Annotated in this window: 23 protein-coding genes; 15 read left to right on the top strand and 8 right to left on the bottom strand. The window is 63.0% G+C overall.

The annotated features are described in order from the left end of the window. Positions 1-12 precede the first annotated feature (12 nt). On the top strand, positions 13-258 hold the full coding sequence (locus QQK95_RS07870) for a MoaD/ThiS family protein (RefSeq protein ID WP_019859698.1): 246 nt from the start codon (positions 13-15) through the stop codon (positions 256-258). A 143-nt stretch (positions 259-401) separates the two neighbouring features. Here QQK95_RS07870 and QQK95_RS07865 read toward each other — a convergent pair whose 3' ends face one another. The 4 genes from QQK95_RS07865 to QQK95_RS07850 form a co-directional block, all read right to left on the bottom strand. Next, positions 402-1,058 (bottom strand): hypothetical protein, encoded by a 657-nt coding sequence (locus QQK95_RS07865; RefSeq protein ID WP_284270699.1) that lies wholly within the window; start codon positions 1,056-1,058, stop codon positions 402-404. Positions 1,059-1,129: 71 nt separating this feature from the next. Further along, positions 1,130-2,245: a hypothetical protein gene (locus tag QQK95_RS07860; protein ID WP_284270697.1), complete on the bottom strand. Its 1,116-nt coding sequence runs from the start codon at positions 2,243-2,245 to the stop codon at positions 1,130-1,132. Beyond that, positions 2,238-4,442 carry an ATP-binding protein gene (locus QQK95_RS07855; protein ID WP_284270695.1) on the bottom strand — a complete coding sequence of 735 codons (2,205 nt, stop codon included), beginning with the start codon at positions 4,440-4,442 and terminating at the stop codon, positions 2,238-2,240. Before QQK95_RS07855 ends, QQK95_RS07860 begins: the two co-directional genes overlap by 8 nt. Beyond that, complete coding sequence (locus tag QQK95_RS07850) at positions 4,435-6,012, bottom strand: N-6 DNA methylase (RefSeq protein ID WP_284270693.1); 1,578 nt, start codon at positions 6,010-6,012, stop codon at positions 4,435-4,437. The genes QQK95_RS07855 and QQK95_RS07850 overlap by 8 nt, the downstream gene beginning before the upstream one ends. A gap of 533 nt (positions 6,013-6,545) precedes the next feature. Here QQK95_RS07850 and greA point away from each other — a divergent pair. After that, positions 6,546-7,031 (top strand): transcription elongation factor GreA, encoded by a 486-nt coding sequence (greA, locus tag QQK95_RS07845; RefSeq protein WP_284270690.1) that lies wholly within the window; start codon positions 6,546-6,548, stop codon positions 7,029-7,031. Between the two features lie 10 nt (positions 7,032-7,041). On the opposite strand, the gene QQK95_RS07840 is transcribed toward greA, so the two are convergent. Beyond that, positions 7,042-7,998: an ornithine cyclodeaminase family protein gene (locus tag QQK95_RS07840; RefSeq protein ID WP_284270688.1), complete on the bottom strand. Its 957-nt coding sequence runs from the start codon at positions 7,996-7,998 to the stop codon at positions 7,042-7,044. Positions 7,999-8,202: 204 nt separating this feature from the next. Between QQK95_RS07840 and QQK95_RS07835 the strand changes: the two genes are divergently transcribed. Both QQK95_RS07835 and QQK95_RS07830 read left to right on the top strand, forming a co-directional pair. Next, entirely contained in the window at positions 8,203-8,616 is a 414-nt protein-coding gene (locus QQK95_RS07835; protein ID WP_284270686.1) for a DOPA 4,5-dioxygenase family protein, read from the top strand. Positions 8,617-8,850: 234 nt separating this feature from the next. After that, positions 8,851-8,994, top strand: coding sequence for a hypothetical protein (locus tag QQK95_RS07830; protein WP_284270684.1), 144 nt, complete (start codon positions 8,851-8,853; stop codon positions 8,992-8,994). Between the two features lie 23 nt (positions 8,995-9,017). Here the strand turns inward: QQK95_RS07830 and QQK95_RS07825 are convergent, their stop codons facing one another. Continuing rightward, positions 9,018-11,351, bottom strand: coding sequence for a cation:proton antiporter domain-containing protein (locus tag QQK95_RS07825; protein ID WP_284270682.1), 2,334 nt, complete (start codon positions 11,349-11,351; stop codon positions 9,018-9,020). Positions 11,352-11,437: 86 nt separating this feature from the next. Next, positions 11,438-12,130 (bottom strand): DUF2270 domain-containing protein, encoded by a 693-nt coding sequence (locus QQK95_RS07820; RefSeq protein ID WP_284270680.1) that lies wholly within the window; start codon positions 12,128-12,130, stop codon positions 11,438-11,440. 368 nt (positions 12,131-12,498) lie between these two features. Here QQK95_RS07820 and QQK95_RS07815 point away from each other — a divergent pair, with 368 nt between their 5' ends. After that, positions 12,499-17,811, top strand: coding sequence for an autotransporter domain-containing protein (locus QQK95_RS07815; protein ID WP_284270677.1), 5,313 nt, complete (start codon positions 12,499-12,501; stop codon positions 17,809-17,811). 10 nt (positions 17,812-17,821) lie between these two features. On the opposite strand, the gene QQK95_RS07810 is transcribed toward QQK95_RS07815, so the two are convergent. Further along, a complete protein-coding gene (locus QQK95_RS07810) occupies positions 17,822-19,045 on the bottom strand; it encodes an MFS transporter (protein WP_284270675.1) in 1,224 nt (407 codons plus the stop codon). 97 nt (positions 19,046-19,142) lie between these two features. Between QQK95_RS07810 and QQK95_RS07805 the strand changes: the two genes are divergently transcribed. The 10 genes from QQK95_RS07805 to QQK95_RS07760 all read left to right on the top strand — a co-directional run bounded on the left by QQK95_RS07805 (position 19,143) and on the right by QQK95_RS07760 (position 24,869). Beyond that, complete coding sequence (locus tag QQK95_RS07805) at positions 19,143-20,051, top strand: LysR family transcriptional regulator (protein ID WP_284270673.1); 909 nt, start codon at positions 19,143-19,145, stop codon at positions 20,049-20,051. Positions 20,052-20,284: 233 nt separating this feature from the next. Then, positions 20,285-20,530, top strand: coding sequence for a hypothetical protein (locus QQK95_RS07800; protein WP_284270671.1), 246 nt, complete (start codon positions 20,285-20,287; stop codon positions 20,528-20,530). Between the two features lie 517 nt (positions 20,531-21,047). Then, a complete protein-coding gene (locus QQK95_RS07795; RefSeq protein WP_284270725.1) occupies positions 21,048-21,569 on the top strand; it encodes an Hsp20/alpha crystallin family protein in 522 nt (173 codons plus the stop codon). A gap of 120 nt (positions 21,570-21,689) precedes the next feature. Beyond that, entirely contained in the window at positions 21,690-22,421 is a 732-nt protein-coding gene (locus QQK95_RS07790; protein ID WP_284270669.1) for a gamma-glutamylcyclotransferase, read from the top strand. Positions 22,422-22,519: 98 nt separating this feature from the next. Continuing rightward, a complete protein-coding gene (locus QQK95_RS07785) occupies positions 22,520-22,843 on the top strand; it encodes an ArsR/SmtB family transcription factor (RefSeq protein WP_010910781.1) in 324 nt (107 codons plus the stop codon). Beyond that, positions 22,840-23,271, top strand: a complete 432-nt coding sequence (locus QQK95_RS07780; protein WP_284270658.1) for an SRPBCC family protein — start codon at positions 22,840-22,842, stop codon at positions 23,269-23,271. Before QQK95_RS07785 ends, QQK95_RS07780 begins: the two co-directional genes overlap by 4 nt. Before the next feature lie 72 nt (positions 23,272-23,343). Next, positions 23,344-23,736 (top strand): VOC family protein, encoded by a 393-nt coding sequence (locus tag QQK95_RS07775; RefSeq protein ID WP_284270656.1) that lies wholly within the window; start codon positions 23,344-23,346, stop codon positions 23,734-23,736. A gap of 44 nt (positions 23,737-23,780) precedes the next feature. Next, complete coding sequence (locus QQK95_RS07770; RefSeq protein WP_284270654.1) at positions 23,781-24,002, top strand: hypothetical protein; 222 nt, start codon at positions 23,781-23,783, stop codon at positions 24,000-24,002. Positions 24,003-24,013: 11 nt separating this feature from the next. Beyond that, positions 24,014-24,442: a DUF1801 domain-containing protein gene (locus tag QQK95_RS07765; RefSeq protein WP_284270653.1), complete on the top strand. Its 429-nt coding sequence runs from the start codon at positions 24,014-24,016 to the stop codon at positions 24,440-24,442. 34 nt (positions 24,443-24,476) lie between these two features. Continuing rightward, entirely contained in the window at positions 24,477-24,869 is a 393-nt protein-coding gene (locus QQK95_RS07760; protein ID WP_284270651.1) for a DUF1801 domain-containing protein, read from the top strand. Positions 24,870-24,903 lie beyond the last annotated feature (34 nt).

Here is a 24,903-nt window from a genome sequence, read left to right as displayed (position 1 = left end):
GAGGTCTGGCGAATGGTCGAAGTCACCCTCTGGGGCGCGCTCGGCCAGCTTGCCGGCGGCAAGAGCAAGGTCGAGGTCGAAGCCAAGGACATCAGGGAACTGTTCAGGAAACTGGCTGAACAGTATCCCGGGTTCGAGCCATGGATCGATCGTGGCATTGCGGTGGCGATCGACGGGACGATCTATCGGGATACCTGGTCGAAGAAGCTGCCGGAGGGGGCGGAGATTTTTCTGCTGCCGAGGCTGGCTGGGGGGTAGGCACCCGACCGAGTGACAGCAACCACAAGCTGCCGTTTCATATGCCGCCGCAAAGGCAGCTCTGCCTGGCATGTGGCCTTCCGAGCACCTCAGCGAGGTGCAAGACCGAATCAGTGTCTCAGCGCTAGAATTTCCGTTAGTGGTTAGTGGATAAAATGTCCCAGCAATATTCGTCTGCGTTTCTCATCCAACAGCGCGTCGGCATACATAACCCACAAGCGGTTTTGGCAGCGATCGATTACATTTGAGTATTCTGGGTCGTTCATAAGCTTCCGCCAAACGGCGCCATCGTGTTGAGCCAGCGCAAAATTAATCGCTGTAGAGGGGCACATCGGGACAACTGGTATTCTCGGGCTCGGGCTTTGCATCAGCCCCCTCCATTCGAAGCCGCTGATTTTTAAGTCAGGCCCTGGGGCAAAACCAGGGGTGCCGGCAAAAGCGTCTTGAGCATGTCCGCCTCTTTGAAAATGGAACAGAGGGTGGGACTCTTTTGGGGAATTGCCATTCTGTTTAACCTGAGTGTCGATTCTCCAATGATCTTCCAGTGTAGCAAAGCCACCATCGATTGGCAGTTTACCTCGAACACAAACCTGGATTTCGGAAAATACGTCTTCGATCGTGCTGTCGTCTGAGATCGAACTTCCAAAACGAAACGAGATGCTGGCGTTGAGTAATTCGGTTTTTGGAGGATGAATACCTTGCCGTGGAAGCACCATCGGCACCATGCCTGCAAGCATTTTACCGTTGCGAGATGCTCCCTGAAAAGATCCGTGAAGACCCGCGATTGCGTCAGCGATCATCTCTGTCTCAGGAACCCGGCGTAGCGGGTTTTGAAGCTCGATAATATCTTCTATAATCGAATCTAGCACGGCTATCGCAGCTCCGCCGCCAACCGGTCAAGATCGCGGCGGTTCAGCCGCCGGTCGTCCTTGTTTCGAAGCGCCAAGCCGATCGACGCATAAAGTGGATCGACCCATGGTGCCAGATCTGACCGAGGCGTAAGACGCACTCCATATCTCGGATCAACTGGCAAAAACCCAGGCGGATTTTGCTCGTTACTCAATTGACACCACCGCCACGGACGATCGCCGGGGCTTATAGGAGGCATCTTGAGACCAGCAAGTTCCACATCTAACTCCTTCGAGAGAACTGCCGCACGTTCGCCTATAGGCGTGGATGCCAAAGGGTTCTCTGCGCTCTTCAACGACATCCACGCTAGCTCAAGACCCCGTGCCCACCATCGGGGCGAAAACCCGTGTCCCAATCCAGTATAAGCAAATCCGGCAACGAAAGAGGCTATTCTATCCCAATGCTTTTTGGCACTTTCCGGATCTATACCTAGACGTGTAACCAGAAGGTGGTGACCGATAAGAAGACCTGGAGGCCCTAGGAATGAGCGGATGAACGCCCCTGCGGCAATGTGCGTGGCATGAGAATGTCCATCCTCCAATCGAGCAAGCAAGCCGGGGTGAAGCCACTCCTCAATGCCTTGGTCGTCTACGTTAAATAGCTGCTTGAACTCCAACTTGCCTTTGTCGAATGCAAGAAGGCCTTCATAGACAGCTCGTGTGCCGACAATTCTACGCGCAAACTTGTCACGATGCTTTCCGACTTCGGACTTATTGATCTTATCGTCAAAAAGATCATCGCTAGCGGGGTCTCCTAAAACATTTCTCTGTATCGGGAGAATATTCGCAAACCGAATAACTGGATATTCTGGGCCGCCGGATTTTTGGAGTGCCCGTATGTCCTGCGCCAGACCGAGGCCGGTACCATGCTCGCCCGCCTCGCCAGATAGCTCGACGTCCATCAGAACGCCCTTTGGGTTAGCTCCCGTTAAAAGCAGTTCACGACCCACCGACGGCCGGGTAACAACGATCTCGAGCGGATCAGCTGCTTCCGCGAACGCATCCCGATAAGAGGCGGCGCTCGCGTCATCATCGTCAACAAAGAGCCACTTTCCCTCAACATCGCCTCTGTCAGCCATTGTCACTCTCTTCTGGCAGGAGAAGCTGAAAGCATGTTGAATACCCTTCAGGTGGATCGACGACCGCCACGCTCCCACCGGCATTGGTAGCAATTTGCTCAACTATCCAAAGGCCCAGTCCCGTGCCCTGAGCGTGTTCATTGTCCGACGCACTCGAAGTCGGAGCACTCTGTCGAGTGACGAAGGCCTCGAATATCCGCTCACGCATGTCAGTAGCTACACCATCACCAGAATCGCAGAATCGGAGTCGAACTTTGCTTTCCTCTGTGTCTCGATCGGCTACTACCAAGATATTTCTTGCGTTGCTGGTTCGTTTCATCGCCTTTAGTGCATTGGTGTGAAAATTCAAAAGGACTGACGCGAGCTCCGCTTCGTGCATCGGGGCCGTGTAAAGGGGATCCAACGGAGGCGTCTTAACCTCGATTTTTGTAGCTTGAGTTTCCGCGAGCGCTCGTATCCCACGCGCAAAGTCCTCAACTGCTTTGCTCAAGCTCACAGGATGAATCTCCCGAAGCGCGCGGCTCGCCACCGTAGCGTTCAGGTAGCCCGTTAATGTGTCCAAACGAACCAAAGCTTCTCGCGCTCGCGAAGCCAAATCTAAGAATTTTTTATCGCCTTGCTTTGCCGAAACCGCCACGTCAAAAACGCGGTCCAGGTCTAACCTGAAGGCTTCGAATGCCATTCCCGTCTCGTGGCTGAATTCGGCAGTTGTCATACCTAGGGAGGAGAGAAGCCTCATCATCGCGCCAGCATCGGCAACCCGACGCCGCTCGGTTGCAATAATAAGCTCTTGCTGCTCGATTACTTTCTCTGCCGCTGCAGCGGTCTCAACCAAAAGCTTTGCAGGTCCGGGATCGGATGAAGAATTGGCGACGCTTTCAGCTGCTTTGCGGGCAGCACGCATGGCAGCACGCGCCTCGGATAAAGCTGTCGTTACCTCCGGCCGCGGAGAAGGTGTGCTCGTCCTGGTCTTGCGTCCACGGTCGGCTTGGATTTCAGTCGCCGCTGTGATGAGCGTAGAGGAAGTGACGTTTCGAAGCTCTCGGAATGCCGCAGTTTCTATCAAACCCTCGCGAGAGGTGTGTTCTTCGAACAAAGCACCCTCAGGGTCGGAAATCTCAACAACGCCAAAAAAATTCCTGTTCGCGATCGGTGCGAGGAAGTCTCGACGACTATAGACCTCGTCAAGTCTCAACCAATCGTCGTCTCGCTCACCGTAAGGTGTTACCCTAAAGCCATTTCTATAGAGCCTAATACCCCCTTCTCGAGACAGGATATCCCTGACTCGAGTAAAGACGACACTGGGCAGTAAAGTAGGATCGAGGATGACGTGGTAAGTTTTCATTGCAACGTTTCGAAGTGACTTATAGGTGGCGGCTTCAGAATTATCGCGAGCCTCATGGTGTATAGGTCGCCAATCCCTTAGCTCGCCAAAGGCATTTTTGGTTATTCGCCACATCGCTTGACCGAGATCGTCGATCCGCATTTCAATAATCACAGGTAAGTGGTCAAGTATCTCGGTCTGCATGTTAGCGACAACAGTGTCATCTTGGAAAAGGCCGCCGCCATCGCGGAACTCCACGGCAAATCCAGGATCGATCATTGGATCCTTGACACGAGTAACTGGAAAGGGTTGCTGTAGTGCCAAGACACTTCGCCAACAACTTTTGATTTGAGCTGACGACCAGTCGTCATTCAGGCCCTCAATTCTTAGCGTGGTACCCGACTCGGTAGGAGGCGCTTCGCGGAGGATGACGCTGACGTCATCAAGGCGTTTCCCCGGTTTAAACTGGGTCCAGTCTGCAACGAGTTGCCATGCCGATGGTGCGCCATCGACCTGCGTCGTAAGAACGAGGCGATTGCCGAGGCGTTGAGCCGAGAATCTCCCTATTCCTTTTCGACCGGCTCGCGTGCGTCGGTACTTTGGTGATTTGGGCTCAACGACCTTTAGATCCGACGCGAGCCTCAAGAAGCCTTTTACGATATCATCACGCGACATTCCGATGCCGTTGTCTTTTATCGACAGCACGGCGCCTGGAGCGCCCCTCCCGTCGAACGAGACCGTCACAGAGGTTGCGTCGGCGTCATAGGCATTCTTGACCAACTCAACGAGAGCTGTTTCCTGCTTTGCAACGAGTTCGCGCCCAAGCCGGTTCACAATTGCCGCATCGGCATGAAAGTTAACGATCTCAGACATTGCCGTACTCGAATTGGCGGGCTTCTCCGCGTCGTCGTGCGCTACGAACGTGTTCGAGCATTTCTTCGAGTTGGCGGGCCGTTGTCAGCCATTCCCCGCCGAGGATCGGCGGAAGTACCGTAGTGTCTGCGAGGCGACGAGCTTCGTCCACGTGGCCGCTGCGGAGGTGTTGGTCGATTGCGAGAACTGCCTTGGAGGCCACACCATCGGCAAGCGTAAAGACTGGCATCAATCGCGCCTCTTGCAGCTCGAACTTTAGTAGACCACCACCGTATCCTCTGCCAATTCCTTCAGCACATAACTGACCAAATGTCGACAATATAGAAACAACTGCAGAAAGTCGGTCGTCCTTGCTGGTGGCTTCCTTGAAAGTCACTTGATGTAACGTGTTTGTGCAGAACACACCGCTTTCTACCAACGCTAAGCGAGGGCCTTTATCGTTCATATATGTGAAAACGGCATCACATCGTTGCGTCTTGCCGACCATCCACCAAGGTGATCTTTTATTGAGCCACAGCGTTTCCCGCCTTGCCTTTGCGTCGATCAACGCCAATCTTGATCTAACACCGCTACCTCGTTCGCCCAACTCGCGTGGCGTGAGCATCCATGTTTTCTCACCGGTCTGGCCAAGCGTGCAAAGATCTTGCTTCTCAACAAAAATCCCGCAAACGTGCTTGGCGCGTGTGACTACGGGTGTCAGGTCGTTCTGATCAATCCTATGTCTACCTATATCTTGCTGGTTTAGGAGAAATACGGCGTTCTTTCCCGTCACAAGGCCGATAGAGAGGTTAGCGATATCCCCAAGCGGTCGAGAGGCCCTGCTAAGCGCGTCAAACGAGGGGATCTTAGCGTAGGCTCTGCTCAATGCCCCGCGCGCCAGGCCGTCGTAGTTCCAAACACCACGAACTATCGCGGGCGCCGGTCCCTCCTGATACCCATCCGCCAAAACTAGCACACCTCGTTCTTCTGCCGACCCAATCCACGAAGGTTTGTGGGGGAGTTCCTGCAAAGAAAGTTCCCGAAATTCGTTTTGCAGTTGAAGCAAAAGATCTTCTCCATACCGACTAAAGCTCGCGGCAGCTGGTGCGAGAAAGGCCATTCGCCCACCCGGCCGCAAAAACTTCCGTGCGTGCAGTGCGAAGTACACCCAGAGCCCTGCCGCTCCTTTGGCGGGGTACCGCTTCTTGAGCCGTGTTCGCTCTTCGACGCTAAGCTGATGGTTTCGGGTAAAAGGGGGATTGGCTAAGACCACGTCGACCGCAGCAGTGATTTCCGGGTCAAGCTCGAAGAAGTCGGAACAGATCAAATCGACTTCAGGGCCAATCGTCGTTCTCAGCACGTCGATTACAGATTTGTCTACGTCACATGCTATGGCTCTGACCTTGGGAGTGAGATGTAGCGTTCGTGCATGTTCGAGTGCAGGAAGTAGCAGGCCTCCTTCCCCGACGCTCGGTTCGAGGATGCGTTCATGCCCAGTGCGAACAGCCCAGGAGACAATTGAGTTTGCTTCGAACGCGGGGGTAAAGAACTGACCTAGCAGCTTGCGACTTGGCAGTTCCTGAATCCCCATCTTAATCCCGCTAACTTCGCCGTGGGGGTTCACCCCACCCGCTTATCGATCGCATGGACTTGTACGACGGAGCACCCTTCGTAGTGATAGAACAGATGTTAAGCCGGGCCAAGCCCTTGGCGCCGGTCGCATAGATGAAGATCACTCGCGCATTCGCCCTGGGGCTGCCGTGGGCCGTTGGTGTCAGTGGCCTAGACTTTGTTCTCGCGCCTGCCGGCCAGCATCGCATCCCCCGCCACACCTTCCAGCATCGAGCGCAGCAGCTCCGCCTGGCCGACCAGCACCGCGTCCTTCTCCGCCAGGGCGGCCAGAGTGCCCGCTTCCTGCCGGTAGCGTTTGGGCCATGCTGTCGTTTTCCGGCCGGTGGGGGATCAGGTCTTCCAGGGCGCAGACCTCGCGGCCCAGCCGCGCCAGCGCCTGGGCGTTGGCGACGATTCCGTTTCCATCGAAGCCACCCGTCGAATTTTTGAAGCTTTATCGTCGCCTATGGTCTATCCCCTAGCCAAAACCATTCGACACGGAGTTGCGACCAATTGAGCGTAGCCTTTGCCAAGGAGGAAAGTGCGGAGGCGGCGTCGGAAACCGTGCTGCCGGCTCGGCCGATTTCCGATCGGATCAACCTCGTCACCGAGGCGGGTCTCAGGATGCTGCATGATGAATTGGCGCGCGCCCGGCAGGCGCTCGAGGCGGCCAGCGTGCTGGAAGATGTCAATGAGAGGCGGCGGCAGTCGGCGGTTCCGGTTCGCGATGTCACCTATTATGCCGAACGCGTCCGCACGGTTCAGCTCATGCCGGTGCCGACGTCTCATGACGTGATCGCCTTCGGGCACACCGTCACCTTCGCGCGCGATGATGGCCGCACCCAGACCTTCCGGATCGTCGGTGAGGATGAGGCCAACCCGGCGCAAGCTTCCATATCGCATGGTTCGCCGGTTGCCATCGCGCTGATCGGCAAGAGCGTTGGCGATGTTGTCCAGCTAGGGCAGCGCGAACTCGAGATCCTGTCTATTTCCTCGTAGACCACCCCTCCTAGGAGACCACCCCCGCCGCCTGCGCCCGCACGTAAGCCAACCCCGCCACCGCCAGATCCCCCACGGCCATCCCCCGGAACACGAACGCCGTGGCCTCACCTGCGCTCTGTCTCCCCACAAAATCACCGCAGACCAGGCCCGTCAGGTCGCCGGCGACCAGCGCTGCGTCGACCATGGGTTTGGGCATCTGCTTCTCCTGCTCCAGGTCGTCGACGACGATGCGGTCGAGGCGGCGCATGGTTGCGGGCTGCCAGGGCAGGGCCAGGTCGGTGATGGCGGTGAAGCTTCCCGGCTTCAGCCAGTTGGCGTCGAGGAACGGTTCGGGTTCGGGCACCAGGGTCACCGTCGACACCACCATGTCGGCGCCTTCCACCGCGGCCCTTGCCGTGTCGCAGGGGATTGCTTCCAGGCCGCGCGAGCGCGCCATTTCGCACAGCGCGTCGCGATTGCTTGTTCCGCGGCCGAAGGCGCGGATTTCGCGCAGCGGGAAGAGGTCGGCGAAGGCCTCCAGATGGCCGCGCGCTTGCACCCCGCAGCCGATGAAGGCGACGGACGACGCATCGTGCCTTGCCATGCGCCGGGCGGCGACGGCGCTGAGGCCCGCCGTGCGTTTGGCCGTCACCCAATTGCCGTCGACCAGGGCCAGCGGCAGGCCCGTCTCGGCGTCGAGCAGCGTGATCAGCGAATTGATCGTGGCCAGTCCGCGCGCGGCGTTGCGCGGGTTCACCACCAGCGACTTGGTGGCCAGCACGGATGGCACGGTGGCGACGCCGAGCGTGGCCATGAAATAGCGGTCGTCGCCCGGCCACACGGCGGCCTTGGGCGCGCACCAGACTTCGCCCCGCCGCTGGCCTGATATCTGGCGCTCGATCTCGTCGACGAGTTCAGGCGTGGAGACCGCCAGGCGATCGAGAACCGCCGACGACAGATAGGGCAGGGTTTCGGCAGTGTTCATCGTGTCATGTTTCCCTGGGAAAACCGTCAGACTACACGATGCGCGCGGGGCCGAAAGCCTCGCGCCGCGAGCGGGCGTGACGGGATGGCTGGCTGATGTGAACCGCGACCAGCCCTTGCCGATCCTGCCTGCGGATCGGGTGGCCTTGCCTAAACCCTTGTTCTTGGGCTGAATGGCGCGATACGCCGCGAGGAGGGCATCGAGATGAGCCAAGACAGTCCACGGCCACTTGCCGAGATCGCCAGCTATCACGCGCATATCTATTTCGACGGGGAGGCGGAGCGGCGGCATGCCGAATGGCTGCGGCTGCGCATCGGCGAGCGTTTCCGCGTGCGCCTGGGCAATTGGCACGACAAACAAGTCGGCCCGCATGACCAGGCCATGTACCAGGTCTCCTTCGCCAACGAGATTTTCGGCGCGCTGGTTCCGTGGCTGATGCTGAACCATGGCGGCCTGAGCATCCTCATCCACCCGAACACGGAGAACCCCAAGCGCGACCATCTGGTCGATCCGGTCTGGATCGGCCGCCCGCTGGCGGTGCATGGCGAGGTGCTGCCGGACGACCATGAGGCGGAAGAGGCGCTGGAGCCGAACACCGAGCCAACGCTGCCGGCGTAGGGGTTTCCCGCGCGCGGCCGGGTTCTTCCGGGACGCTTCAGCCGGCGCAAGGACAGCGACAAATGAGTTGCGAATTTCACCACGCAAAGTCGCCTATTCGATCGAATTTCTTTGCAAGCCGTTAATTTGGCCATGCTGTGATTAAGTGTCTTCTAATGCATGTCGACCAGAACCGCGCAGCGGTTTTGGGATAACGGCATGCGCGAAACTGATTGGTTTGGCGCGGGGTACGCAATGACCAAGAATCTCGGCAACGCACGCTATGTGCCGCCCAGGGACATGAAGGTTTCCTTCTTCAGCAAGGTGGCGCCGGCGCTGTTTCCGCTCATCGCGGCGGCGCTGGGCTACATGATCGGGCGACAGTTCTTCGGCCTGTAGGTTGCGATAGCCCGGCCGAAATATCAGCCACTGATTTCGGCTGCCGCGTCATCGGCGTTGGCATTGGCCCGCTTGACGCGTTCGCTGGCCAGCAGCACGACCGGGCAGGCGACCGCGGCGAGCACGGCTGTCGCCGTGTCGCCGAAGAACAGCTCTTCGCCCGGCCGTTGGGTGACACCCATGACCACCATAGCGGCCCCTTTGGCCACCTCCCTGGCGATAGCCCTGTCCGGCGTGGCCCGGGTGCGGATTGCGGTGTCTACGGTGACGCCGTAGCGATCCGCGAGATCGGCGACATCCTTGAGCACGGCTTCCTCCCGGCGGTGCGAAACCGTGCCCGGCCGGTTGCCCTGCCTGACTTGCGAGACATAGAGCACCTTGACGCGAGCCCGGTGCGGGCGCGCCAGCGCCAGCGCGAAATCGGCGGCGCGGCGCGCGACCTCGGTGCCGTTGACGGGGACCAGTATCGTCGTTCCGGCGCGCAGCGCCGGCATCTTCCCATCGGCCTTGGTGCCGTTCAGCACGAGGCAGAGCGGGCCGTCGAAACCGCTGCTGATGTCCTTCAGCACGCCGCTGAAGGTGCCTTTGTCGGTCAGCGTGTTCTCCAGTCCGACCAGCAGAAGCCCATAGCCCTTGCGGGCTTCCGCGGCGATCGTCTCGGCGCTGGCTTGAAGCTCGGTGCGGGCGGTGAGATGGACCTTGTCGACAAGCGTGTCCTCGGCCTTGCTGATGGCCCTCGCACTCCTGGCGGCGCCTTTCTTGACCTCCCTTGACGCACGCTCCGGACCTTTGTCGCCGACCTGCCCGGCGAGTCCGCCGTCCTGGAGATGAAGCAGGGTGGTCGGCATGCCGCTGCCGCCGCCGACCAGGCCTGCCAGGTAGGCGGTGAACTTGCCGACCGGGCTGTCGTCGACCAGCAGCAGCAGGCGCTCCAGCCTGGAAACGAAGCCGCGCTCGTCGAGCAGTTCGCGGTCGACGCGCTGCTTCTCGGCATGGCCGACCGGCAGGCGCCCGAGCGCCCAGCGCAGCATGGGCGGCATGGCGAGCGTCGTGATGATGGCCATGGTGACGATCATCGTGAACAGATTGTGGGACAGGATGTTCATCGACAGGCCGATGCTGGCGACGATGACCTCGGTCGAGCCGCGGGCGTTCATGGCGCTGCCGACGGCGGTGGCCTCCTTCAGCGACATGCCGGCCAGCCGGCCGCCGAGGAAGGCGCCGCCGAACTTGCCGATGCTGGCGATGGCGACCAATGCCAGGGTCAGCAGCGCCAGCGTCGGATCGGTGAGCACGGTGAGGTCGGCGGACAGGCCGGCCATGCCGAAGAACACCGGCATGAACAGGGCGGTGATGACGCCGCGCAACTGGCTTTCGATGTGGTCGGACAGGATCGGCGATTCCCCGACCAGTATGCCGGCGACGAAGGCACCGAGCACGGTGTGGACGCCGATCAGGTTGGTGATCAGCGCCATCACGCCCATGATGATGAGGATGACCGTGATGACGGCATATTCGCTGCGGAAAGAGTCGTTGCTCCAGCGGATCAGCGTGAAGACAAGCCGGCGGCCGATGGTGAAGGAGAACACCATGAACAGCGCCACCGAGGCCACGGTGGTGATGAGCGGCACGACCTGCAGGCTGCCATGGGTGGCTATGCCGAAGGTGATGGCGATGACCAGCCAGCCGATCGTGTCCTCGATGATGGCCGAGGAGATGATGACCTGGCCGAGATTGCGGCGCATGAAGTTCATCTCGCGCACCACCATGGCGACGATCTTGACCGAGGAGATCGACAGCGCCGTGCCGAGGAACAGGCCGGCGACGACGCGTTGCCTCGGGTCGGGCAGCAGCGAGTCCGGCAGGAAATGCGCCAGCGCGAAGCCCAAGGCGAAAGGCACGACGACGCCGGTGATCGAGATCGAAAAACAGGCCACCCCAACGCGGCGCACCAGGCGCAGATCCGTCTCCATGCCGGTCAGGAGGAGGAGAAGCAGGATGCCGAACTGGGAGACCGCATCGATCATGCCCTTCTGCGCCGGATCGCTGGAGAAGATCAGGTGCTGGGCGTCGGGCCATATCCAGCCGAACAGCGAGGGACCGAGCAGGATGCCGCCGATCAACGGGCCCATGATCGCCGGCTGGCCGCAACGCTGGAAGATTTCGCCGAGGCCTCGTCCAACCAGCAGGAGAAGCACGATCTCGGCGACGAACAGGCCCTCGGCCGAGCCGCCCATGCCAGAGGCATGTCCGGGCGCCTGGGCGGCGAAGGCGCGGCTTACCGGCGCAAGGGCAACGGTAGCCAGCACGAGGGTGGCCGCGAGGCGGCCTGACGTCGTTGCCGGTTGCCGGTTCATGGGGTCCCTCAAACGTCGCGGCGGACTGACCATGACAACGCATAGCCGGCCTTTGCGTTGCAGCCGCCGGTTGCCCGAATTCGAAGTCAGACGTGGACGTCACCAAAGGTGAGCTCGCCGTCGCCGCCTGACGCGAAGAGGACGATGGCGAACAGCCAGGCATAGAATGCCGCCACGCCGGCCACGATCGCCACGCCGGGAATGGGGCCAAGGGCGGCGCTGTCGACGGCATAGCGCAGCGAGCCGACGAAGCCTGTGCCGACACCCCCGACCTGAAGGCTGGGCGTCGATATTTTCAGCACCCATGCCAAGAGCAGGATCAAGAAGAGGTAGATGTAATTGCGGCGCAGACGGCGAGCCAGGGCGGCGCGCTGCGACAGCAGGAATTTTGGCGCGCGCAGGCCTTCGCCGACGATGAGCAGCCAATCCGAGGCGAAGTCGGGCTGCGGGGAGAAGATCTGCGCGAAATAGTGGCGCTCGAACTGGCGCACGCGGGCCCGGTAGAAGTCGAAGAAGCGATAGCGGCGCGCCTCGATCCACAAAAGCAGCAGGATCAGCAGCATGGCGAACAACAGCACGCCATGATGGGCGCTGGCCGTCGACAGCGAGACCGAGAGCATCGCCGCCACCACGGTGATCGCCCAGTTCGTGGTCCTGTCGAGCCGATCGCGCCAGCCGGCCATGCGCGCGATCTCGGCGCGGTGGAAATGCGACAGCGTGTTCACGCGCTCCGTCGATGAAAGGACGGGACCCACGGGCGTCGCCGACGCATCGTTCATGGCAGCCTCCGGCAAGAACTAAAACAGTTTGCCGGCAACATTGTTCCCCGCTGGCCGCTGTATCGAAGCGCGGCGATTCGCCTGTCGGCGCGACCGGAGCAATTTCGCCCCGACGAGAGCACCGGGGCCGCCATTGCGGGCCGGATGACGCGGCGTTGTCCTGAATTGTCCGTATCTGTCCCTAACTGCCGGTATCGACGATCGGCGCACGCCTCTAGCGTTTCGGAGGGCCACCGGCCGGTGCGCCCGAGGGGATGTTGCGCGGGTCGGACAGCCGGCCTGCAAGCCGTGGGGGCAGGGACGGAATGGACAATCGACCGATGGCAGGCCGATGTGCCTCGCTCGCGCTGGGGCTGGCGGGGCTGCTCATGTCCAGTTCGTCCCTGGCGCTGGGCGCCTCGCTGACCTGGAATGGGTCTGGCTCGGGCAACTGGTTCACGTCGGGCAACTGGACACCGTCCTCGGTGCCGAGCGCCGGCGATGACCTCACCATCAACAGTGCCGGCGTCAACACCGCGACCGTCGGTTCGGCCGGTGCCGCGGCCAGGACAATCAATATCGGCAGCTCGGCCGGTTCGAACGGGGCGCTTGTGGTCACCGGCGCCGGCACGCTGTCGGTGGCGAGCAATTATCTCATCGTCGGCGATTTCGGCACCGGCACGCTGACCGTGTCGGCCGGCGGCAAGATCACCAGCGCCGGCGGTGTCGTCGCCAACAACCCGTCCTCCTCCGGCACGGTGACAATCACGGGCGCGGGATCGCAATGGACGAACAATTTCCTGTCGATCTCGGCCGATGCCGGCGCGGTGGGCCGCGTCGGGGTCGAGGCCGGCGGCAGGCTGTCGTCCAGCGGCAATGTGATGGTCGGCGAAAGTTCCGCGCTTGCGGACGGCCAGCTGATCGTCACCGGCAGCGGTTCCAACTTCGCCATGACCGGATCCATAGCCACCCAGTTCGTCATCGGCGCGACCGGCAAGGGCGATTTCCAGCTGCTCGACAATGCCACGGCGACCACCATCCGCACCTATGTCGGCGGCAATGTCGGCACCAGCGGCGTCGGCACCGCCACGGTCTCGGGCGGCGCATCATGGTCGACCGGCAATCTGTTCGTCGGCCAGACGGCGACCGGCACGCTGACCGTCTCCAGCGGCGGCAAGCTCACCACCACCTACACGGTTGGGGCCAGCACCGCGGCCAACATCGTCAACGGCAAGGTGACGGTCACCGGCGCCGGTTCGCAGTGGAAGATCACGGGCGCCTACAGCAATGTGCCGCTGGCGATGGGCGCGACCAGCCAGACCTCGGAACTCAACGTGCTGGCCGGCGGCACGGTGCTGATCGATTCCACCGCCAGCGGGTTCCTCAACGGCGACGCCAGGATCGCCAACACAGCCAATTCCAAGGCGGCGATCACGATCGACGGCGCGGGGTCGAGCTTCACCACGCCCTACCGCCTCTATCTCGGCAACGCCACCAATTCGACCGCAACGGTGACGGTCTCGGGCGGCGGCAAGCTCAACACCGGCTATACCAACATCGCCAGCGCCAGCGACGCCACGGCAGCCACCGCCGACATGGTCACGGTGACCGGCGCGGGTTCGCTCTGGACGATCAGCGACACGCTTGGCTCCGGTGCCGGCGACCTGCAGGGGCTTACCATCGGCGGCGCCGGCAAGGGCACGCTGACCATCGCCGACGGCGGCGTCGTCAGGGTCAATGGCGGCACCGGTACGGTCGGCATCGGCGCCCTGGCCGGTTCGTCGGGCACGCTCAACATCGGCGCCGCCGCCGCCAGCCCGGCTGCTGCGCCAGGCACGCTCGAGGCGGCAACCGCGATATTCTCGACCACAGCCACGGCGCCGCAAGCGATCAATTTCAACCACACCTCCAGCAACTATGTCTTCGCGCCGAAGATCGACGGCAACGGGCCGGGCGCCGTCAACGTCATTGCCGGCACCACCATCTTCACCGCCGACAACACCTACACCCCGCTCACCACCATCAGCGCCGGCGCGGTGCTGCAGCTCGGCAATGGCGGCACGACGGGCGGTATCACCGGCAATGTCACCAACAATGGCACGCTGATCTTCAATCGTTCCTCGGCCAACGTCACCTATGCCGGTGCCGTCAGCGGCAATGGTTCGCTGGTCAAGAACGGTACCGGCATGGTCACGCTGACCGGCACCAACAGCTACAGCGGCGGCACGATCATCAATTCAGGCGATCTCAGGATCGGCAATTTCTCGACCGATGGCGCGCTCGTCGGCGACTATGTCAACCATGCCAAGCTGTCGGTGTTCTTCAACGGCACGCCGTCCTATTCCGGCGTCATTTCGGGCGAGGGCAGTTTCGAGAAGAGCGGCAATGGCTCGCTGACGCTGAGCAGCGTGCAGACCTACACCGGCGGCACCAAGCTGTCGTTCGGCAGCCTCATATTGGGGGGCAACGACCGGCTGGCCACGACAGGCGCGATCATCGGCAATGGTGGTGTCCTGGACCTCAACGGGTTCAACCAGACTGTCGGTGATCTTTCCGGCTATGGCCGGCTCGAGATCCGGACAGGCACGCTCACCGCGGGTGCCGCGGCGGACACGCTCTACCAGGGGCAGATCAACGGCACGGGCACCTTCACCAAGCAAGGCCCGGGCGCGATGACCATCACCGGCAACAAGAATTTCTCCGGCGCCACCAACGTCAATGCCGGCACACTTGCCGTCAACGGCTCGATGGCGTCGAGCTCGTTCCAGGTCAATGCCGGCGGCACGCTCGGCGGCGCCGGCACGCTCGGCGCGACGACAATCGCCAATGGCGGCACGTTGCTCGGCGTCGCCGGCCAGACGCTGACCATGGCCTCGCTGGCGCTCAACGACACCTCGAACCTCAATGTCTCGCTGGGCGCGGCCAGCACCACGCCATTGTTCGACGTCACCGGTGCGCTGACGCTGGACGGCAAGCTTTCGGTGAGCGACGCCGGCGGCTTCGGCAATGGCACCTATCGCATCGCCAATTATGGCGGCACGTTCACCAATAACGGCCTCGTCATCGGCACCGTGCCGCCGGGCTTCAACCCGGGCGACTGGTCGATCCAGAGCGGCGGCGGCGTGGTCAACCTGCTGGTTGCGACGGGTGCGGGCGAACAATATTGGGACGGCGCCAACATGACGCCCGGCGTGATCGCCAATGGGCGCGGCGGAAATGGCACCTGGAATGCTTCCGGCACCAACTGGACCAATGCCGCCGGCGACATCAACGCCGCCTGGGCCGGCCAGAAGGCGGTGTTCGCCGGCACGCCGGGCACCGTGACGGTGGTCGGTTCGCAGACTTTCACCGGCCTGCGCTTCGTCTCGCATCCGACGGACTGGACCTACACGCTGTCGGCCGGCGCCGGTGGCGCATTGGTGACCAATTCAGCCGCCACGGAGATCATCGTCGCCGCCGATCCCGGGGCCAGCGTCAACAGCGCCATCATCAATGTCGGCATCGCCGGCACGGGCGGCATCGTCAAGCTCGGCGACGGCAAACTCACGCTGGGCGTGGCCAATTCATACCAGGGCGGTTCGACCATCAAGGAGGGCGAACTCGTTGCGGCGGCCAATGGCGCGCTCGGCACCGGTGGGGTTTCGGTGTCGGGCGCGCCGGCGGCAACGCTGAAGCCGGTGTTGCGCTTTGCCGGCCAGGTCAGCGCCGGCGGCCTGTCGATCTCGACGCAGAACGGTTCCGTCGTCTTCGACAACCAGTCGAGCGCGGGCACCGCTACCATCACCAATCAGGGTAACGGCAGGACGGTGTTCCTGGCCGGCAGCAGCGCCGGTTCGGCCGTCATCACCAACCAGGGCGGCGGCGCCACGGCGTTCCGCGGCGACAACACATCCGATGCGGCGAAGATCATCAACCAGGCCGGCGGCAAGCTCGATCTCTCGACCTTCGACGCGGCGGGCCTGTGCAACTGCGTTTCGCTGGGCTCGGTCTCCGGCGCCGGTGACATCGCGCTCGGAGCGCACATGCTCAAGACCGGGGCGCTCAACCTCGACGAGACGATTTCGGCCGTCATCTCCGATGGCGGGGCGCTGGCCAAGGGCAGCTTCACCAAGGACGGCACCGGCAGACTGATCCTGTCGGGCGCCAGCACCTATCTTGGCACCACGACCGTCAACGCCGGCATCCTGCAGGTCGACGGCTCGCTGGGCTCGGCCGATCTTAGAGTGGCGAGCGGCGCGACGCTTGGCGGCAATGGTTCGATCGGAGGGCTGGCCGGCGGCACCGTGACCATCCAGGCCGGCGGCCATCATGCGCCCGGCGCCTCGATCGGCACGCAGACCATCAATGGCAATTACAGGCTGGCCGGCACGCTCGACATCGAGGTCGACACCGCTAGTGCCGACAAGGTCGTGGTGACGGGCACTGTCGACGTGACCGGCGGCACGCTCGCTTTGCATGAACTCACCGGCACCGGCTGGCAGCCGAGCCAGACCTACACCATCATTGACAATCAGGGCGCCGGCGCGGTGACCGGTCCGTTCGCCGCGATCAGCCATGTCTACGCCTTCCTGACGCCCAACGTGACCTACACCGGCGGCGACGGCAACAATGTCGTGCTGACGCTGACCCGCAACGCGGTCGACTTCTCGTCCGTCGCCGAAACGCCGAACCAGAAGGCGGCGGCCGGCGGCATCGAGGCGCTCGGCGCCGGCAACCCGGTCTATAACGCCGTGGCCCCGCTTTCGGCTGACGGCGCGCGCTTTGCCTTCGACCAGCTGTCGGGCGAAGTGCACGCGGCCGTGTCCGGCCTGCTGCTCGACGAAAGCCGGTTGCTGCGCGACGCCGCATTGGCGCGGACGGGTGCTGCAATCGCCGAGCCCGGGGCGAGGGGCTTTTGGATGCAGGGCACCGGCCTTGCCCGCTCACTCGGCAGCGACGGCAATGCCGCCGATGTCGATGCCAGCACCGGCGCCTTCTTCGCCGGCGCGGACGGCGCTGTGGGAGACGGCTGGACGCTCGGCTTCCTCGGCGGCATCAGCGTCACCGAGCTCGATGTCGACGACCGCGCTTCCTCGGCGGATATCACCAGCGTGCATTTTGGCGCCTATGGCGGTGGCATGATCGGCAACGTGCAGCTTAAGTTCGGCGCCGGCTACACCCACCACGACATCAACACCACGCGCAATCCGGCCTTTTCCGGCTTCAGCGACCAACTGAAAGCAAGCTATGGCGCAAGCACCGTGCAGCTGTTCGGCGAGGCGTCGCGCGCTTTCGATGTCGGGGCACTCAAAGTCGAGCCGTTCGCGGGGCTGGCCTATGTCCATCTGTCGACCGATGGCTTTGGCGAGGAAGGGGGAGCCGCCGCACTTGCCTCGGATGGCATCGGCAATGACGCCACCTTCACCACGCTCGGCGCGCGGGTCTCGCGGAAGATCACGATCGGCGGCTCGGCGCTCGAGGCGCGTGCGTCACTTGGCTGGCGTCACGCCTTTGCCGACCTGCCGGCAGCGCGGCGGTCCTTTGCCGGCGGCGACTCCTTCACGGTCACCGGCGTGCCGATTGCAAGGGATGCGCTGGCGCTGCAGGCCGGTATCGATCTCGCCGTCGGCCAGGCAAGCCGGCTCGGCTTCACCTATGACGGCCAGTTCGCCTCAGGCGCGATGGAGAACGCCTTCAAGGCGAGTTTCTCGGCACGGTTCTGAGAACGTCCGATCATTCCGGTCCGCCGATCCAGTCGACCAGCAGCGCGGCGGCGCCAAAGACCGCGCCGATGGTGCACACGCAAGTCCATCCGCCCCAGCTCCAGGCGACACCGGCCAGCAATGAGCCGACGGCTCCGCCGATGAAGAAGATGCCGACAAAGAGGCCGTTGAGGCGGCCGCGCGCCTGGGGCTGAAGCAGGTTGACGGCACGGCGGCCGAGCGTCTGGTCGCCGGTGACGCCAATGTCGAGCAGCACGGCGCTGACGCCCATCAGCACCAGCGGCTGCCATGACGCTTCGGACTGAGAGGCGCCGGCCCAGGCGGCGAGCGCCATCGCGCCGATCAGCACCAGATGGCAGAAGATGGTGGCGGATCGTGTCCAGCCGTGGTCGCCGGCGCGGCCGAACAGCGGCGTGACCACGGCGCCGCCGGCGGCGACGAGCGCGAAGAGGGCAATGCCGCGCTGGCCAAGGCCGAAAGGCGGCTGTGCAAGACGCAAGGCGACCGCCGTCCAGAACAGGCTGAACGCCGCCATCACAAGCGCCGCCGTCAGTGCGCGCCGCCGCAGCACCGGCTCGTCGCGCAGCAGGCCGAACAGCGAGACGATCAGCGCGCCATAGGTCGATTTTGCTTCCGCGCGGCGTAGCGGCAAGGTGAAGGCGAGCACGCCGGCGAGCAGGACGAGCGCGGCGGCGCTGAGGCCATAGAAGGCGCGCCAGCCCCAGGCGTCGGCGATCAGGCTGGCCAGCGGCCGCGCCAGAAGGATGCCTATCATCAGTCCGCTCATCACATCGCCGATGACGCGGCCGGCCTCGCCGGGCGGCGCCATCGAGGCGGCGATCGGCACCAGGATCTGGATCGCCGAGCAGGCTGCGCCAAGGATGAACAGGACGACCAGCAGCGAGCCGATGGTGGGTGCGGAGGCGGCGACGCCAGCCGCAAGGGCGGCCGCGGCCAGCATGCGCAGGATCAGGGCGCGGTTTTCGGCGAGATCGGCCATCGGCACCAGGAAGAACAGGCCGGCGGCATAGCCAAGCAGCGTGGCCATGGCGACGAGGCCGACGCTGGCGGCGCTGGCGCCGAGCGACGGGCCGATCAGCCCGACCAGCGTCTGCGACGCGAACAGATTGGTGACGATGATGCCGGTGGAGGTGGCGAAGAGCAGCGTCTGCGGGCCGGTGATGGTGCCGGCGGGCAGCCGCTCGCACAGCTGGCCGTCCTTGGTGTCGAGCATTGAGTCCTCAAAAGTTTGCATATTGTGAGAGGACTTTATGCTGAAGCATTATCATGCTACAATTCAATCAATTCGATAATGATTATGCGAGATGTGCATGAACATCCATGACCTCGAAGCCTTCATCGCCGTGGTGGAAACCGGCTCGATCGTCGGCGCCTCGGCCAGGCTCAACCTGACGCAGCCGGGCGTCACCCGCCGCATCCAGAATCTGGAGGATGGGCTGGCGACAGCGCTGCTCGACCGCCAGTCGAAGCCGCTGAAGCCGACGGCGTCCGGGCGCGAGGCCTATGAGCATGGAAGGCGGGTGCTGCGCTCGCTGGAGGATCTCAGGGCGGGCGTGTCGCCGCAAGGCGAGGTCAAGGGCGAGTTCCGCCTGGGCGTCATGCCCTATCTCTCCGACGCCGCACTTGCCGTGCCGCTCGACACCCTGCGCGCCGCTTTTCCGCAACTGACGCTGCGCATCACCTCGGGCTGGTCGCCAAGGCTGGTGGAGCAGGTGGCGCGCAGCGAGCTCGACGCCGTGGCGGTGTGCCTCGCCGAAGGCCTGGCGCCGCCGGACGAGCTGGCCTGCGACGATCTCGGCGCGCAATCGGTGCTGCTGGTCGCGTCCCCCAGCCTTGGCGTGCCGAAGCCGGCGAAGCTCGCCGACCTGTCGCGCTTTGCCTGGGTGATGAACGAAAACGGCTGCGGCTTCCGCGCCTTCATCCGCCAGAGTTTCGAGGCGGCAAGGCTGCCATTCCAGGTCGGGGTGGAGGCGCTCAGCGTCGACCTCAGAATGTCGCTGGTGGCGCGCGGCCATGGCATCGGCATCGTCACGCCCGGCGCCTTCGCCGACAGCCGCTGGCGCGACAAGGTCGAGGTGCTCGACTGCCCAGACTTCACGCCGCAAGTGCGCGCCTGGCTGCTGCACCGCCCGCCGGCGGGACGGCTCGCCCGGCCGATCGCGCTGTTTCGAGATGCGCTGATCGACGGGCTGAAGGTGCCGATGCCGCTGGTGTCGTAGCTGGCGGTCACAGCCGCTGAGCCTGACGCGCGCCACTCGTCCTGTTGACAAGCCGCGCCCCGTCCCCGCACCTTCAGCCGATGCAGAACTGCTGGCCAGATATTGTCGCTTCCATTCGAGAGAGGCGCTTCACACCAGCCAATCTATTCGCTTCGGCGTTCGGCGGTGTGGAGGCGCTTGCCTCGTTCATAGCAAGCGGTCCCTTGAGCTCGGTTCTGTACGGGTGGACATCCATGTTCGACCTCTGCATCCAGCAGGTCGATGTCGAGCCCTATTCCGGACCCTATTTGAGGGTGAGCCCGCTGCATTCAGGGCGGATCGAATTCCGCTATGTCGACACGAGGATCGCGCGACGACAATGGCACAGGGAGGCGACGCCCGATGCCGTTGTGCGGCGGTTCGTCCACTTCATGGATCAGCTCGGATGGACGGTGGAGCCGATGCGGCAGAACGATTCAACCCAGGCCAGAAGCCCTTAGCCGGCGTCGCGGCATTCCTGAATCCAATCAGGCGGTTGCAACGATCGCCGAACACAACGGCGGTCGCTCGCGCACATCGTGCAGCCAGCCGCTCAAGCCCATGTTTTCTAATGCTGACCAGGTCTATGAGGATATCGCCGGGTGCATGAGGCGTTAGGCGCGCTTTGCTTTCCACGATCACATTGCATTACCAGGTCTTGACCCCCTCGCAACGAACCCCAGATCGACCATGCCGCCGCCAGATGAGCCGGTGCAGACGCGGGCGGCGCGCGGGGCGGTGGTCTCGTGACCGTCGAACTCGGGCATCATGTGCCGGAAGCGATGACGTTGCAGGAGACCCGCGACTGGGCGAGGGCGTTCCCAAAGGTTGAGCGGATCGGACCAGAAGCAGAGCCAAAAAAGCAGCACAGATGGGGCGGGGAGCGATGCCGGCTTCAGACGGCGCGTTGTCCTCCGGAGCATGGCAGCCAGTGCGTACGAACGTACCAGAAACAGGATCAAGAAAGGAGAAAATGCAATGACCATTCGTGATCTCATGCCGTGGAGCCGCGACACCAGCCAGTCTCCGAGCCTCTTGCGCGATGCCGACCGGGACCCGTTCATGGGCCTGCATCGCGAGATGAGCCGCCTGGTCGACGACATGTTCCGCGGCTTCGAGTCGCGGCTTCCGTCCATGGGCAGGTTCTCTTCCGCCGGCACCGGTTGGCCCAGCGTGGAAATCTCCGAAACGGACAAGGAGATCCGCGTGACAGCCGAGATACCCGGCATGGAGGAGAAGGACATCGAGGTGTTGCTGGATGATGGCGTCCTGACGTTGCGCGGCGAAAAACACTCCGAAACCGACGACAAGGAGCGTCAGTTCTCCGAGCGGTTCTATGGCCGCTTCGAACGTCGCATCCCGATCGGCTTCGAAGTCGCGGAGGACAAGGTCGCGGCCGATTTCCGCAACGGCGTTCTGTCCGTGAGCTTGCCGAAGTCCGAGAAGGCGCAGAGCAAGGCGAAGCGCATCCCCATTGGCGGCAAGAGCACCAAGCACTAGAGCAGACCTGCCGGGCTTGCGTGCCGCGCACGCCCGGCATCAGCCGGCGGATTTCGTGCCGGTCGCCCTTGAGAATCCCCCAGCCTTCGGCAACATGGCGGCAAGGCTGGGAGCGCAAGGATGAGCAAGGCCATTTCCGTCGCACCGGGCAAGTCCGTACCGCGCAAGGCGCCGATGGCGCTGACCGAGGCGCTGGTGGCGCGGACCATGCGGGTGGTCGAGGATGCCGGGCCGACGCCGGGCATGGTCCATATGACGGACGCCGACTATGCGCGGTTCCGCGACGGGATCCTGGCCTCGGCACCGCCTGGACAGCTGAAGCTGTTCGCCTATGGCTCGCTGCTGTGGAAGCCGGCGGGCGAGGTCAGGGGTGGCGAACGCGCGGTGGCGCGGGGCTGGCACCGGTCGTTCTGCTTCACGGTGCAGCGCTTTCGCGGCACGCTCGAACAGCCCGGCCTGATGATGGCGCTCGACCGTGGCGGCCAGTGCCAGGGCATGGTGTTCGAAATCGCCGAGCCGGTCGCCGAAAATCTGGAAGCGCTGCTGCGTCGCGAGATGACCATCCTGCCCGCAGTCAACGTGCCGCGCTGGCTGCAGGTCAGCACCGAGGGCCGGGCGAGCCGGGCGCTCGGCTTCGTCGTCGATCCCGCCAATCCGCGCTATGCCGGCAAGCTCGACAAGCCTGCCGTGGCGGCGACGCTGGCCAGGGCCGTCGGCCACTGGGGCTCGGGTGCGCAATATCTGTTCGAGACGATCCGCCACCTCGACGCTTGCGGCATACGCGACCGCAATCTGTGGCAGTTGCAGGAACTGGTGGCGCAGGAGATCGGGCGAGCGCATGCGGCAGGCTAGCCGTCCGCCGATACTTCGGGCGCTGCAATCTACCGCTTGACGAACATATATCCCTGCGGTTATACGTCAACCAATAGCCAACGGGTTATCGATCTGAGATGCCGGATACCCATGACATGCTCTTCAGGACGCTCGCCGATCCGACCAGGCGGGCGATCTTCGAACGGCTGTGCCGCCAGGGCGAACAGACGGTGGGGGCGCTGACGAGCCAGTCCGGCGTCTCGCAGCCGGCCGTGTCGAAGCATCTTGGCGTGCTCAAGCAGGCCGGGCTGGTGCGCGACCGCCACGAGGGCCGCCAGACGCATTACAGCGCGCAGCTCGGCGCGCTGGCGCCGCTGATGGACTGGACACGTGAGATGGCCGGGTTTTGGGAGGCTCGGTTCGATGATCTCGAGGATTTGCTCAAAAGGATGGACCAGTGAACGATAGTGCCACTGAAAACCGCACTGTCGTCGTCGAGCGGCAGATATCCCATCCGCCGGAAAAACTCTGGCGCGCGCTGACGCAACCGCATCTGATCGAGGAGTGGCTGATGAAAAACGATTTCAAGCCCGCTGTCGGCCACCGCTTCAACATCAGCGCCGATTGGGGCGGCATGCTCGACTGCGAGGTGCTGGCCGTCGAGCCCAACAAGACGCTGTCCTACACATGGAACCTCGCGCACCCGGATCCGGCGTTCAATCTGCAAAGCGTGGTGACCTTCACGCTCACCCCGACCTCGTCCGGGACACATCTGCGCATGGAACAATCCGGCTTCCGGCCGGAGCAGCGGCGCGCCTATGGCGGCGCCAAGATGGGTTGGCCGCAATTCTTCGAGAAGCTGGAGCAGCTTCTCGACCGGACTGACTGACCGGGCCCATTGAACCCAACACTTGACTTCACCGGGCGGCTTGGCCGCCAGCAAAACCTATGGAGAAAGACGATGAAGATCAAACTGACCAGCATCTATGTCGACGACCAGGAAAGGGCGCTTGCCTTCTACACCGGCGTGCTCGGCCTGGCCAAGAAGGCCGATTTCAGCAATGGGCCGTTCCGCTGGCTGACGGTCGCCTCGCCTGATGAGCCCGAGGGCACCGAGCTGCAACTGGCGCTCAACAACCAGCCGGCGGCAAAGGCCTATCAGCAGGCGATGTTCGAGCAGGGCCAGCCGGCGGTGATGTTCTTCACGGACGACATCAAGGGCGATCATGAGCGCATCAAGGCGCGCGGCGGTAATTTCGCCATGGCGCCGACCGAGGCGACCGGCTCGACCATCGCCAAGCTGAGCGACGGCTGCGGCAATCTCATCCAGATCACCGAACTGGCGCGCTGGTAGCAGCGCGCCCCGCTGGTTTTATGCATTTTTCACGGGAGGTTATCTTGGACTGGAGCACATGGATCAGGCAAGCGCATCGCTGGCTGTCGATCGTCTTCACGGCGACCGTCGTCGCCAATTTCGTCACCATGGCGTTTGGACAGCCGCCCGCCTGGGTGGTTTATTCGCCGCTGCCGCCGCTCTTCCTTATGCTGTTCAGCGGCCTCTATATGTTCGTGCTGCCCTATGTCGCGAAAGGACGCAGCACAGAGCGGGCCAACGGATAGGAGGAAAGCGCATGGCCAAGTCGACCCCGGCCAAGGCTGAGCCGAAGCTGCTTTCAGGCGGCAATCCGCAAATCGCCAAGGGTTATGGCGATGCTCCCGTCCAGGCCTATATCGCGGCCATGCCGGGCTGGAAGCGCGAGATGGGCGGGCGGCTCGATGCGCTCATCGAGCGCGCCGTGCCCGGCGTGCACAAGGCGGTCAAGTGGAACTCGCCGCTCTATGGCATCGAAGGCGAGGGCTGGTTCCTCGGCGTCCATTGCTTCACAAGATACATCAAGGTGGCCTTCTTTCGCGGCGCGTCGCTGAAGCCGGTGCCGCCGGGCGAATCCAGGAGCGAGGAAACGCGCTACCTCGACATTCATGAGGACGACGCGTTCGACGAGGCGCAATTCAGCGCCTGGGTGAAGCAGGCCAGCCAATTGCCTGGCGAGCGCATGTGAGCGCTTTATTGTTCATGTCTCGAGGAGAAACAGCATGACCGTATCGCAAGAGAGCAAATCTCCCTCCGAACTGATCGACGGCAGGATCACGGAACTCGGCGACTGGCGCGGCGACATGCTTGGCCGGCTGCGCGGGCTCATCCATCAAGCCGATCCCGATGTCGTCGAGACCTGGAAATGGCGCGGGGTTCCGGTGTGGGAGCATGACGGCATGATCTGCACCGGCGAGACCTACAAGAGCGTCGTCAAGCTCACCTTCGCCAAGGGCGCGGCGCTGCCCGACCCCACGCGGCTGTTCAACTCCAGCCTCGACGGCAATACGCGGCGGGCCATTGATTTCCAGAAGGGTGAAGAGGTCAACGAGGACGCGTTCAAGGCGCTGGTGCGGGCTGCCGTGGCTTTGAACAAGTCGAAGGGGCGGAAGTAATTCTGCTGTGTCATCGCCAATACGCATAGCGGTC

It is taken from the genome of Mesorhizobium huakuii (assembly GCF_030160235.1).
Classification (GTDB): Bacteria; Pseudomonadota; Alphaproteobacteria; order Rhizobiales; family Rhizobiaceae; genus Mesorhizobium; species Mesorhizobium huakuii.
The sequence above is the reverse complement of the archived record's forward strand: the minus strand, read 5'-3'. Positions and strand labels throughout refer to the sequence as shown.